Consider the following 12916-nt stretch of genomic DNA (forward strand, 5'->3'; position numbering starts at 1 on the left):
ACCAAGGCCGAACCCACTCCGCGTCACCGGGGTCTCGATAATCTCGACCACCGGCTCCGGGTTCCGAAAAGCATGATCGGGTCTCGACCAGCTCGACCACGGAGCCTCCAAGTCTCAACAAGCGCCGCTCGCCGCCAGGGCTCAACAAGCGCCGGAATCCCAAGGTCTCAAGCTCGACCAGCTGTTGCCAGTCGTTATTTGACGACGTGCGCCTGGTCCGGGGTGCCGATGCCCGGAGTGTTGAAACACCCCGCCGGGTGTCTGGCGGGTGTTCGTCGTCCTGGCGACGTCCGGAACACCGCGCCGGGCGTGGGTGGGACCCGCCATCGGGCTTATTTCAGGCGCCGGCCCGCTGAGCCGAGCTGCTGTGCGGCCTCAACCACCCTGCCGGCCATGGCTTGCTCGGCGGGTATCCCCCACGACCTCGGATCATAGGCTTTCTTGACGCCTACCTCGCCGTCAATCTTCAGGACCTGGTCGTAGCGGGACAGCATGTAGCCGGCAATGGAGCGGGTGAAAGCGTATTGGGTGTCGGAGTCGATGTTCATTTTGACCACCCCGTGGCGCACGGCTTCGCTGATCTCCCCGGGCGTGGAGCCGGAGCCACCGTGGAACACCAAATCCAAGGGCCGGTCAATATTGGTTTCCTTGGCCAGGGCGGATTGGATCTCGCCGAGCAGGGCGGGACGGAGCCGGACCGCCCCCGGCTTGTACGCGCCATGGACGTTGCCGAAGGTCAGTGCGGCCAGATAGCGGCCCCGCTCCCCCGTTCCCAGTTCGCCAACAAGCTCCCGGGCGTCGTCAACCGTGGTGTAAAGCCGTTCATCCCTGGCACCCTCAATGCCGTCCTCCTCGCCGCCCACCACGCCCACCTCAACCTCCAGGATGGTCCGTGCCTGCCCGGACAGGGCCAGCAGGCGGCGTGCCACCTCAAGGTTCTTGGCCAGGGGCAGCGCGGAGCCGTCCCACATGTGGGACTGGTACAGCGGCAGCTGCCCGCCGCGGACCCGTTCAATGGAATGCTCCAGCAGCGGCAGCACCCAGTCGCCAAGGTTCGCCTCGGGGCAATGGTCGGTGTGCAGCGCAATCTTCACGTCGTAGCACGCCGCCACCTCATGGGCATACGCCGCCAGCGCCAGTGACCCCGCCACCCGGTTGTGCGCCGCCCCCGAAAGGTACAGGGCGGTGCCCACGGAAACCTGGACAATACCGTCGCTCTCCGCCTCCGCAAAGCCGCGCAGCGCTGCATTCAGGGTCTGGGACGAGGTGACATTGATGGCCGGATAGGCAAAGCCGGCCGACTTGGCGGCATCCAACATCTGTGAATATTCGTCAGGGGTGGCAATGGGCATGGCAGGCTCCTTGGTCAGTCGGTGCAGCCGCAGGAATTCCGATGGTGGTAGATCGTTTTGGTGCGCAGCACCTGGCGGGGACCGGCCTTGCCGTCAATCCTGTCGACGAGAAGGTCGACGGCGGTGCGCCCCATGGTTTTCACGTCCTGTTCGATGGCGGTGAGCTGCGGCTCGAACACATCCGCCCATTCAAAGTCGTCGTAGCAGGCCAGGGCCACATCACCTGGCACCCTGAGCCCCAGATCCTTCAGGGCCTGCATGGACCCAATGGTCATGGCGTTATTCAAGACCACAAGCGCCGTGGGCCTTGAGGCGCTATTGCCAAACAGCCTGGTGACCGCACGGTATGCGTCCTTGGCCTTGGAATTGCCCGACACCATTTTCGACTTCAGCGCCGGGCCGCCGGCAGCAATCGCGGCCTCGAAGCCCTGAATGCGCTCCGCGGTGGATTGGATTCCGGGCAGTCCCGTGACAGCAGCGATGTACGTGTGGCCCCGCCCGACCAGGTGCCTGGTGATCAGCTGCGTCGGTTCGACGTTGTCAGGCGCCACCTGGTCACAGTCCACGTCGGCATGCCGGTCGATCAGGACCACCGGGGTTCCGGCATTGAGAACCCGCGGCAGGTTGGCCGTCTCACTGTGCGGGGCGGGGGCGATGATCATGCCGTCGACACGCCGGTCCAGAAGTGTGCCCAACAGCGTGCCTTCCACCTCCTCGTCGTCATGTGAGTCCCCCATGACCAGGCTGTAGCCCCTTGCGGAGGCCCGCTTCTCAATGGCGTGGACCAGGTTGGCAAAATAGGGGTTTTGCAGGGCGGAGATGGACAGGCCGATGGCGTGCGTCCGCGAGGTGACCAGTGCCGTCGCCAGGGCATTGCGCCGGAAGCGCGTGGAGGCCATGGCGTCCAGCACACGCTGCCTGGTGTCCGGGCTGACGGGGCGCGTCTCATTCAGGACGTGCGAGACGGTGCTGATGGAGACCCCCGCTTCACGGGCAACATCGGCCATGGTGCCCAAGGGTCCTCCTTCAGTTGATCTGGTTCATTATGTGGCACCCCTCACAATATTTTAATTCAAACGCTTGCGCAAGCGTTTGCGAGGTGCTTAGAGTGGAGCCACTCGAGGGCAGGCCCCTGCCTCACTGGTCGAAGGAGTCCAGATGACGAACAACAACAGTCCCAGGAACAGCAACCACCGCAGCGGCATCCACCGCTCACTTTCGGCACTTGTCCTAGCAGGCGCCATCGCCATGACGGCGTCGGCCTGCGGAGGCTCCGGGACCACCGGATCCACCGGCAGCGCGGGCGCAGGCAACGTCAAGGTGGGCCTCATCACCAAGACAGACACCAACCCCTACTTTGTGAAACTGCGCGAGGCTGCCAAGGCCGAGGCCGCCAAGAAGGGCGCCGACCTCATCGCCCTCGCCGGCAAGTTCGACGGCGACAACGAAGGCCAGGTGTCCGCCATCGAAAACCTGGTCAGCCAGGGCGTCAAGGGCATCCTCATCACGCCCAACTCGTCCACAGGCATTCTCTCCGCCATCAAGCAGGCCCGGGATGCCGGCGTCGTGGTCATTGCCCTTGACACCGCCACCGACCCGGCGAACGCCGTGGACGCAACGTATGCCACGGACAACAAGCAGGCCGGCGTTTTCGAAGGCAAGTGGGTCAAGGGCACGCTGGGCACCAAGACGCCCAAGCTCCTCATGCTCGACGGCACCCCCGGCGGCACGGTGGACGACTTCCGCCACAACGGCTTCCTGGAGGGCATGGGCCTTGCCGCCGGATCCCCGGAGATCGCCGGCATGGAGAACACCAACGGCGACCAGACCAAGGCCCAGACCGCCATGGAAAACCTGCTCCAGCGCGTCCCCGACGCCAATGCCGTCTACACGATCAACGAGCCGGCAGCGGCTGGCGGGTACCAGGCCATTTCCGCGGCCGGCAAGACCAGCCAGATCACCATGGCCTCGATCGATGGCAGCTGCACCGGCGTGCAAAACGTGAAGTCCGGCAAGATCGGCGCCACGGTCATGCAGTTCCCGGCCAAGATGGCCCAGCAGGGCGTTGACGCCGTGGTGACCTTCGCCAAGGATGGCACCAAGCCGAGCGGCTTCATCGACACGGGCGCGCAGCTCATCACCGACCACCCTGTCCCCGGACTTGACTCCAAGGACACGGCCTGGGGTTTGCAGAACTGCTGGGGGTGACGGCCGCAGATTGCCGGTGCAGGCGCCTTGACCATGGCGCCTGCACCCCAGCCGTTGCTGCAAAGCACAAGGAAGGTACGTCATGACTACCAGCACCACCCAGATAAGTCCCGCACCGCCCCGATCCCGCCGCGACTGGACGTGGGTTGCGCGCCAGCCGCTCGTGGGGCCCCTGGCCGCACTGATCCTTGCCGTCATCGTGTTCTCCATTGGCTCCCCCAGATTTCTCAGTCCCTACAACCTGTCATTGATCGGCCAGCAGTCCATTGTGATTGGCATTCTGGCCGTGGCCCAGACAATCGTGATCCTGACCGCCGGCATTGACCTGTCCATCGGCGCGATCGCCGTCCTGGGCACCATCGTGATGGCCAAGACGGTTCCGCAAGTCGGCGGCGTCGGGGCCTTGCTCATCGCCTTGGTGGTGTGCGTGGCCATCGGCGCCGTCAACGGCTCATTGGTCTCGTTTCTGCGGCTGCCGCCATTCATCGTCACCCTGGGCACCTACACGGCGGTGGCCGCCGCCAGCCAGCTGTATGCGGGATCCGCCACGTACCCGGTGACCTCCCCGCTGCTGACGTTCTTCGGCCAGGACTTCGGCATCGGGGCCTGGCGGACCACCCTGGGAGTCGGGGTGCTGATCCTCGTCTACGCCGTCTGCTTCTATGTCCTCCACCAGACCGCCGGCGGACAGCACGTCTATGCGGTGGGCGGCAATCCGACGGCGGCCCGCTTCACTGGCATCAAGATCAACCGCACATTGTTGATGGTGTACATCATGACGGGTGTGATCGCCATGGTTGCCGCCTGGGCGGCGTTGGGCCGCATTCCCAATGCCGACCCCAACGCCTACCAGACGGCCAACCTCGACACGATCACCGCCGTCGTCATTGGCGGCACCAGCCTCTTCGGCGGCCGCGGATCCGTGGTGGGAACCCTCATTGGAACATTGATCGTGGGCGTCCTGCGCAACGGCCTGACGCTCATCGGCGTCGACAACCTCTACCAGAACATCGCCACCGGCGCGCTGGTCATCCTGGCCGTCGCCTTTGACCAGATTGCCCGCAGGAGGACACAGTGACCAACCCGCAGACTGTGGTGCTCGAGGCACACAACCTGGTCAAGCGCTACGGTTCCGTCACCGCCATCAACGGGGCTGAATTCGAGTTGCGCGCCGGCGAGGTGCTCGCCGTCATCGGCGACAACGGCGCCGGGAAGTCCAGCCTGATCAAGGCCCTGTCCGGCGCCCTCGTGCCCGATTCCGGCGAAATCAGGATGGACGGCGCGCCGGTCCGGTTCAAGACGACGCTTGATGCCCGGCACCACGGCATCGAAACGGTCTACCAGGATCTCGCCGTGATCCCGGCCCTGGACATTGCCAGCAATGTGTTCCTGGGCCGCGAGCTGCGGAAAAAGGGATTCATGGGCACCGTGCTGCGCCAGCTGGACAAGCCGCGCATGCGGACCGAATCCATGCAGCACCTGTCCGACCTGAAAATCGGCATAAAATCGGCCACCCAAACTGTTGAGACCCTGTCGGGCGGGCAGCGCCAGGGCGTGGCCGTGGTGCGGTCCGCCGCGTTTGGCAAGCGCGTCATCATCATGGACGAGCCCACTGCCGCGCTGGGCGTCAAGGAATCGGGAATGGTCATGGACTTGATCCGCCAGATCCGCGAACGCGGGCTGCCCGTGATCCTCATCAGCCACGACATGCCGCACGTCTTTGACGTGGCCGACCGCATCCACGTGCATCGCTTGGGCAAGCGCGCCGGCGTGGTGGATCCGAAGGTGCGAAGCATGGCCGAGGTTGTTGCGTTGATGACCGGCGCCATGGAACCGACCGAGGAGGAACGAAACGGTGGGGCCTGAGCCGCCCCGCTTCCGGCCTCGCGGCATCTTCGTCGGGCTGGCGACGTTGGACATCATCCAGCGTGTCGCTGAACTGCCCGGCCGCAACGCCAAGGCCACGGCCCTGCGCCAGGACGTGGCGGGCGGCGGGCCGGCCCTCAACGCGGCCGTCGTCTTTTCCCGGCTCGGCGGCGCGGCCACCCTGGTGACGCGGCTGGGGCCGGGCGGCATCGCCACGCTGATCCGCGAGGATCTTCAATCCCAAGGGGTGGGGGTGGTGGACCTGGCCGGCGCCCACCACCAGCCGTCCGTCTCGACGATCACCATCGACGACGCAACGGGCGACCGGCAGATCGTATCCACGGACGCCCGCTCCGGGGATGCGGACCATGCCGAACGTGCCGCCCGGGCCGGGGGGCACATCCGTGAGGCCTTGGACGCACTGGGGCGTGCCGGCGTCGTCCATCTGGACGGCCACCATCCGGACCTGGCCATGGCCGCCGCCCGCTGGGGGCACGAACGCGGCATTCGGCGCGTGGTGGATGCGGGCCGCTGGAAGGCGGTCATGGCGGAGCTTGTCCCGCTTTCGACGGACGTCATCTGCTCGTCAGACTTTGCCGTGCCGTCCAGCCCGGCGGGGCCAATGCCGTGGGTCCTGGGCCAGGGCGCGGGGCTGGCCGCCGTCACGAATGGGCCGTCGCCCGTATTGTGGCGGACCCGGTTTGGTGAAGGATCCGTGGCGGTGGAGCAGATCCACGCGGTGGACACCCTGGGTGCGGGAGATTTCTTCCACGGCGCCTATAGTTTTGCTCGAACCATTCACGATCATGACGGACGCCGGCCCGGCCACGTGGCGGCGCTGAGATTCGCGGGCCACGTGGCGGCGCTGAAATGCGCCAGTCCGGGCACGCGGGAATGGCTGGGCGCGCTTGCCGGCGAACGCGCCCTTGACTATTTGAGGACGGAATGACCATGACCGACGCTGTGCAGCTTGACGACCTCATCAGCAGCGCCGGGGCCCTGGCGGCTGCGGGCCACAGGGCGATCCTCGGCATCACGGGCGCCCCTGGCGCCGGAAAATCCACGGTGGGCCGCCGAATCGTGGACGCCCTGGGACCTGACAGGGCCGTGCTGGTGCCCATGGACGGCTTCCACCTGGCAAATTCCGTCCTGCTTTCGAACGGGCTGCGGCAGGTCAAGGGCGCGATCCAAACCTTCGACGACGCCGGCTACGCCAACCTCCTGCTCCGCATTCGGGACCAAAACCCCGGGGAGGTCATCTACGCTCCCAGCTTCGACCGCGGGCTGGAGGAACCCATTGCCGGCAGCATTCCGGTCCGGGCGGAGGTTCCGCTGGTGGTGACCGAGGGCAACTACCTGCTCGCCGAGGCGGGCGCCTGGCCGCTGGCCCGCGGCTGCCTGACGGAATCCTGGTTCCTCGACCCGGACCGGACTCGCAGGCACAACTGGCTCATCACCCGCCACATGGACTACGGCAAGTCGGCCGAAGATGCCCGACTCTGGGCCCTGGGATCCGATGAGGACAACGCCAAGCTCATCGAGTCCATGGCCCACCGGGCGGACCGGGTGCTCCGGGTCAAGGGGCTGTAGCGGCCGGATCCGCGGGGACCCGGGGCCGGGGAATAGACTCCTTGAATGCGATTGGCGATTATTGGCGTGGTCCTGCTCCTGGCCGGCGCCTCTGCCGTCGCGGCCGGCGTGCTGCCGCTGTCCGACGTGGGGACGCTGGTGGGCCGGGCGGCCCCGATCCTGGTGTTTGTGCTCTCGATGACCGTGGTGTCCGAGCTGGCCAGCGAGGCGGGAATTTTCCGCTGGGTTGCCCGCCGGTTGCGGCATTGGGGCCGCGGGCGGAGCGTGGGGCTGTGGCTGTTGCTGGCCCTGCTTGCGATGCTGTGCACCGTCTTCTTGTCCCTGGACACGACGGCGGTGCTGCTGACGCCTGTGGTGGTCTCCGTGGCCCGGCAGGCAGGACTGCCGGCGCTGCCGTTCGCCCTGACCACGGTGTGGCTGGCCAACACGGCAAGCCTGCTGCTGCCCATTTCGAACCTGAGCAACCTGCTGGCCCAGGACACGCTGGGGGGCATCAGCCCCGTGGGGTTTGCTGCGCTGATGTGGGCGCCGGCCCTGGCCGCGGCCGCGGTGCCGCTGCTCTTCATCGCCATCGTCTTCCGCGCCGGTCTGCGCAAGCGCTACGAGCGGATCCCGGTGACCCGGATCCGGCCCGCCGCGGGAGAGCCGGCCGGACCCGCACCGGCCGGCACGGACGGACGGGGCACTGACGGACGGGGCACTGACGGACGGGGCACTGACGGACGGGGCACTGACAGGCTGCTGCTGGGGGGCGCGGCGGTGGTCCTCGCCGTCCTGCTTCCGGCCTTGGTCTCCGGGGTGCCGGTCTGGATTCCGTCCACGGCCGCCGCCGCGGTGCTGGCGGCACTTTTTGCCGTCCGGCGCCGACGGGCCCTCACCGTCTCGCTGGTGCCCTGGCCGCTGCTGCTGTTCGCCTCGGGGCTGTTCCTGGTCATGGAGGCCGCCCGGCAGCTAGGCGCCCCGACCCTGATGGGCGCGCTGGCCGGCCACGGCACCGGCGCCGCGGCCCTGTTGCAGCTGGCCGCCGCGGGCGCGCTGGGTTCCAACCTCCTGAACAACCTGCCCGCCTACCTGCTGGCCGAGCCGCTGGCCGGTACCCCGCAGCGGCTCGCGGCCCTGCTCATCGGGACCAACGCCGGCCCGCTCATCACCCCGTGGGCGTCACTGGCAACGCTGCTCTGGCACGAGCGCCTGCGCCGGATGAATGTGCTGATCTCATGGAGGGGCTACGCGCTGTTCGGGCTGGTCGTTGCGCCCCTGACCGTGCTGGCCGCCGTCGGCGCCCTGGCGCTGGCCCAGGGGTAGCAGGCCTTTGATCCGTGCCAACACGGCGGCGGCATGAATGGCGGCCCGCCCGGAATCAGGCGATGATGGAAGCCAGCCGCCATGCCCGCCACCCCTTGCCGAAAGGACCCCGCATGCTCAGCCTGCAGGACATCGACGCGATCATCCTCTCCGGCGGCATCGTCATCGACCCGGCCGGGGACAAAATAGGCTCCGTGGAGCAGGTGTTCACCACCGGCGACGCCGGGGTCCCGGCCTTCGTGACCGTGCGGACGGGCCTGTTCGGCATGTCCGAGTCCTTCGTCCCCCTGGAGGGCGCAAGCCTCGACGGCACCGTCATCACCGCGGCCTACGCCAAGGACCTGGTCAAGAACGGCCCGCGCATCGACAGCGACCGCGGCACCATCACCGACACCCAGGAGCAGGAACTCTACCGCTACTTCAGCATCGAAGGCTTTCCGGGGGCCGTTACGGAAGCAGTGACGGCAGACACCGCCGGGGGCACGCCTGCCACCGAGAGCAACTCGCTGAATGAGTCGCCCGCAGGGGCAAAGGCCCCAGACCGGTCCACTCCCGCCCAAGCAGCGTTGGCGGAACCCGCGGGCCGGGTTCACGCGGGGCACGCAGCGGCCGGGCCTCCCCCGCCACCTCCCCCGCCGCACCTGCACAGGCACGTGCCCGAGCCGCCGCATCCTCGCGAACCGCCTCCAGGCGGGCCGGGACCGCGCCAGCCTCGTGGAGGAACAGGCCCCGGCGGGCGGGGACCGGGACCGCACCCACCTGGACCACCGGCACAGCTTCCACCGAAGCCTTCGGGCACCTAGCAGACGACGATCCACGACGGTTCCGGGCCGGAGCCGATCCGCATGTGCCTTGGCCGGAAATAGTTCAAAAGTTCTGGACGGGACTGGCCGGGACGGCGCGCGCGTGGCCGCCTACCGGTCTTGTGGCCGGGCCATGGTCGGGCCTGCGGCAACAACGTCCAGGCCGGGGCGTCCGCCTCCGGCAGACGCCCCGGTTCGCTGTGCACGTCGTTTTCGCTTTGCCCCTCAAAGTCGGGATCGCGCAGAAACCGCAGCCGGGCATAGGCCGGCAGGCCAGGCGGACCGAGGGTGGCCAGCTGCTCCCACGGGACGTCGGCATCCACCAGCCACTGGGCATGCGCAGCGTCGGGACATGGCGTGAGCGTCATGTCCCGACGCTACCTGCACCCGCTACACAGGCCACCGGACGCTGCTGATCGGCAGGAGAAGCTAGGCCAAATTGGACGTTCCCGCCCTCGGAACCCCGGCGCCGCCGGGGTTCCCGCGAGCCCCCGCCGTGGCTACAGTTTTACTATCGCCCGCGGCACCGGACATTCCGGCCCGGCGCCCGGCGGGCAGCAACTCCGCGAAGGAGGCCAGTGATGGGCCAGCAAGGCGCTTTGCCGCACGGCGAAATCCATGAGGGCGGATACGGCGCACCCATGCCGGAAGACGAGATGCCCGATCCCGGGGTACCCGAGGTGCCGGCGGGGCAAGATGCCGGGGAGGGGCCCGGCGTCGAACCTCAGGAGTCCGCTCCGGCAGACAGCAACAGGCAGTCTTGACGGTCCTTGAGTGGGCGTGCTTCACCGTCGGCGCGGCGGGGGTCCTGCTGACCTGGATCAGTGTGATCGGGACGCTCATCGTGACGCGGCCGCTGCACAGCGCCCTGTCGCGCGTGACGGGCCTGGCCACGGTGAAGGCCTTTCACGCCCTCCTGCGGCCGGTTTCCACCTACGAATTGCGGGACCGGATCCTGTCCTGGCAGGCCCCCATGTCCCTGTTCCTGCGCCTGCTGGCCTGGATGATTCTCTTTGACGTATCCTTCACCCTCCTCCTGATGCCGTTTGTGGGTGGCGACCTGGGGCGGGCGGCGAGCGAGGCAGGCTCGGCGATGTTCACCCTGGGCTACGCGGCGCCGAACAACCTCGGCAACACCGTGCTGGTCTACGCGGCGGCGTACACGGGGCTGACAGTGATCGCCCTCCAGGTCAGCTACCTGCCCACCCTGTATGCAGCGTTCAACCGGTGCGAGGCGGACGTCACGCTGCTGGTTTCACGCGCCGGATCGCCGTCATGGGGCCCCGAGCTGCTGGTCCGCACCCGCTATGGCCGGGCAGCTCGGGACAGCTCCAACGAGCTGGCCGAGCTCTACCAGCAGTGGGAGCGCTGGGCCGCCGAGGTGGCCGAATCCCACAGCACCTACCTGACCCTGGTGTGGTTCCGCTCGCCGTCGCCGCAGTCAAACTGGCTCATTTCCCTGCTGAGCGTGATGGACGCCGCCGCGCTGCAGCTTGCCCTGAGCCCGGGTACCGTGCCGAACACGCGCGCCCGCCTGGTGGTCCGAATGGGCTTCACCTGCATGAACCAGGTGGCGCGCGCCATCCGCCTCCCCGTCGACGATGACCCGGACCCCGATGCCCCGCTCAATGTCACCTTCGACGATTTTCAGCTCGCCGTGCAAATGCTGCGCAGCGTCGACTTCCCCATTGAGGTGGCGCCCGAGCAGGCCTGGCCGCACTTCCGGGGCTGGCGGGCCAACTACGAGAAGGTGGCCTACGCCCTCGCCTACGCCATCGACGCGCCGCCGTCCATGTGGAGCGGCCCGCGGCGGTTCCCGTTTGAACCGGCCATGCCGCACCGGCCAAAGAACCGCACCGCCAAGGAGGTCAGGCCGGACGATCCGCAGATCCTGGGGCGGCGGAAAGGCTGAGGCCGCTGCGGATGCCGGGACGGATTGTTCGGGCTTAATGACCGGGATCCCTTCACCCTTCCACCCTCCTGGCGGCGCACCGATCCTGAGGTGAGGCACGACGCCGGTTCCTCCCGGGGCGCGATGGCCCGGCTGCGGCGTCGTCCGGCCGCGGCGTCGCCCGGCTGCGGCGTCGTCCGGCTGCGGCGTCGTCCGGTGGCCCGCTCTGGACGGGCACGTTGAGGTGGCGGCCAACCACCTCCGCCATCGGGCGCAGCGGGACGGCCTCGTCCGCCCACCGCGTGCAGCGCCGAACTGCCCGGGACCCTCTCCAGTGCCAGGGGCAACAGCTGAGCGGCGACGGGGCGGACGGGGGTCCGGACGGTCGGTTTCCACCGAGGCCCCGGCCACCAGGCCCGAGGCGAGGACCAGCTGGCGGCCGCTGCCCTCGATCGGCTCGCCGAAGGGCTGGACGGCCGCGAAGCGGGCCTCCACGGCGTCGTTGCGCCGGCTGAAATCGTGGTTGAACGCGGTGTGGATGACGGCCCAGGCGTCCACCAAGACCGGCCCCTGGCGTTCACCTTCACGCCGGGCGCAGTTGGCCCTGTTCAAAACCGCTTCCCAGCCGGCGGCCATAGCTTTCAAAGGCAAGCTGTTTCCGAACCGAAGGATAAACCCATGCCAGCCATGTCCCACTTCAAGCGCACCTCGATGGCCGTTGTTGGCGCCTGCCTGACCGCCGCCGCCGTCTCCGCTGCGCTCCCCGCCTCGGCCGCCGACAAACCCGAGGCCCCCAAGACCGCCGGCTACACGGTGAAGGCCTTTCCTGCCCTCGGCAGTGAGACAGGGCCCGACGATGTCACCCACCTCGGCAACTCCGTTTACGTTTCCTTCCAAAATGGCGTGGGCCCCTTGGGCGAAGCCGCAAAGACCGGTGCCACGGAAAGCACCATCCAGCAGTACAGCCTGGACGGCAGGCCCGGAAAAGCCTGGCAGGTGACCGGCAAGGTGGACGGCCTGACCGCCGATCCCGCCCACCACGGCCTGCTGTTGACCGCCAACGAGGACGGCAATTCCTCCTTCGCCACCCTCTCCCCTGAGGCAGCCCAGCCGCTGACCACCTACACGTACTCCGGCCTGACGCATGGCGGCGGCACCGACGCCATCACCGTCAGGCACGGCAAGATCGTGGTCAGCGCCTCCGCCCCCACCGACTCCTCCGGGCCCGCGGCCTACTCCGTAGCCCTTGAAGGCACGACGGCGACCCTCACCCCGCTGTTCCTCGACAACGCCGCGGCGACCATCGCCAACGGGCCCAATGCCGGAACCACCACCACCCTTGCCCTGACCGACCCCGACTCCAACACCACCGTCCCGCGCTCAGCTGCGCGATTCAAGAACACGTTCATGCTCGACGCCCAAGGCGACCAGCAGCTGATCTTCGCCGCCGACCTCGGCAAGGCAAAGCAGAACTTGCAGGTCCTCAACGTGGCCCAGCCGCTGGACGACACCGCCTTCGCGGCCCACGCCAACGAGACCCTCTGGATCACGGACCCGGCCGCCAACGCCGTCTACTCCGTGAACGGCCCCTTCAAGGCGGGGCAGGCGGTTTCCACCGTGGCCCCGGACGGCGCCGCCACCACGCTGGACACACTGGAGCTCGCCACCGGTGCCCTGACCCCGATCCCGGAACTCGCCGCCATCCATCCCAAGGGCCTGATGTTCATGGCATCCGGCGGCAAGGACCACGACGGCGGCATCCACAGCCACACGTCCCGGCAGGGTGAAAAAGCCACCGGTAGCAGTACCCCGCTGTAACGGAGCGCGCGAATGGCCGGAAGCCCCTGAAAGGCTCCAGCCATTCGGCGTTTTCGGCGGTGCCGGGCATCGCGAAGACGCAG

At 67.9% G+C, this 12916-nt stretch carries 12 protein-coding genes; 9 read left to right on the forward strand and 3 right to left on the reverse strand.

Features of this window, described 5'->3' with window-relative positions; all coding sequences use genetic code 11:
- Positions 1-332: 332 nt before the first annotated feature.
- Positions 333-1352, reverse strand: a complete 1020-nt coding sequence (gene fbaA, locus G6034_RS12810; protein WP_176635505.1) for a class II fructose-bisphosphate aldolase — start codon at positions 1350-1352, stop codon at positions 333-335.
- A 14-nt stretch (positions 1353-1366) separates the two neighbouring features.
- Positions 1367-2359: a LacI family DNA-binding transcriptional regulator gene (locus tag G6034_RS12815; protein WP_246295818.1), complete on the reverse strand. Its 993-nt coding sequence runs from the start codon at positions 2357-2359 to the stop codon at positions 1367-1369.
- A 151-nt stretch (positions 2360-2510) separates the two neighbouring features.
- Between G6034_RS12815 and G6034_RS12820 the strand changes: the two genes are divergently transcribed.
- The 7 genes from G6034_RS12820 to G6034_RS12850 all read left to right on the forward strand — a co-directional run bounded on the left by G6034_RS12820 (position 2511) and on the right by G6034_RS12850 (position 9124).
- Positions 2511-3560 (forward strand): substrate-binding domain-containing protein, encoded by a 1050-nt coding sequence (locus G6034_RS12820; RefSeq protein ID WP_176635507.1) that lies wholly within the window; start codon positions 2511-2513, stop codon positions 3558-3560.
- 82 nt (positions 3561-3642) lie between these two features.
- Positions 3643-4638 (forward strand): ABC transporter permease, encoded by a 996-nt coding sequence (locus G6034_RS12825; RefSeq protein ID WP_176635508.1) that lies wholly within the window; start codon positions 3643-3645, stop codon positions 4636-4638.
- Positions 4635-5426: an ATP-binding cassette domain-containing protein gene (locus G6034_RS12830; RefSeq protein WP_343038044.1), complete on the forward strand. Its 792-nt coding sequence runs from the start codon at positions 4635-4637 to the stop codon at positions 5424-5426. Before G6034_RS12825 ends, G6034_RS12830 begins: the two co-directional genes overlap by 4 nt.
- Positions 5416-6375: a PfkB family carbohydrate kinase gene (locus tag G6034_RS12835; protein WP_176635509.1), complete on the forward strand. Its 960-nt coding sequence runs from the start codon at positions 5416-5418 to the stop codon at positions 6373-6375. Before G6034_RS12830 ends, G6034_RS12835 begins: the two co-directional genes overlap by 11 nt.
- A gap of 2 nt (positions 6376-6377) precedes the next feature.
- Positions 6378-7016, forward strand: coding sequence for a nucleoside/nucleotide kinase family protein (locus G6034_RS12840; protein ID WP_176635510.1), 639 nt, complete (start codon positions 6378-6380; stop codon positions 7014-7016).
- Between the two features lie 45 nt (positions 7017-7061).
- Positions 7062-8321, forward strand: a complete 1260-nt coding sequence (locus G6034_RS12845; RefSeq protein WP_176635511.1) for an SLC13 family permease — start codon at positions 7062-7064, stop codon at positions 8319-8321.
- 113 nt (positions 8322-8434) lie between these two features.
- A complete protein-coding gene (locus G6034_RS12850) occupies positions 8435-9124 on the forward strand; it encodes a hypothetical protein (protein ID WP_176635512.1) in 690 nt (229 codons plus the stop codon).
- On the opposite strand, the gene G6034_RS12855 is transcribed toward G6034_RS12850, so the two are convergent.
- A complete protein-coding gene (locus G6034_RS12855; RefSeq protein WP_176635513.1) occupies positions 9121-9492 on the reverse strand; it encodes a hypothetical protein in 372 nt (123 codons plus the stop codon). The genes G6034_RS12850 and G6034_RS12855 overlap by 4 nt on opposite strands.
- Before the next feature lie 392 nt (positions 9493-9884).
- On the opposite strand from G6034_RS12855, the gene G6034_RS12860 reads away from it, so the two are divergent.
- Both G6034_RS12860 and G6034_RS12865 read left to right on the forward strand, forming a co-directional pair.
- Positions 9885-11036, forward strand: coding sequence for a hypothetical protein (locus tag G6034_RS12860; protein WP_218063892.1), 1152 nt, complete (start codon positions 9885-9887; stop codon positions 11034-11036).
- 657 nt (positions 11037-11693) lie between these two features.
- Positions 11694-12833 (forward strand): hypothetical protein, encoded by a 1140-nt coding sequence (locus G6034_RS12865; RefSeq protein WP_176635514.1) that lies wholly within the window; start codon positions 11694-11696, stop codon positions 12831-12833.
- Positions 12834-12916: the final 83 nt, after the last annotated feature.

Origin of the sequence: Arthrobacter wenxiniae (genome assembly GCF_013376105.1) — a bacterium.
Taxonomy (GTDB): Bacteria; Actinomycetota; Actinomycetes; order Actinomycetales; family Micrococcaceae; genus Specibacter; species Specibacter wenxiniae.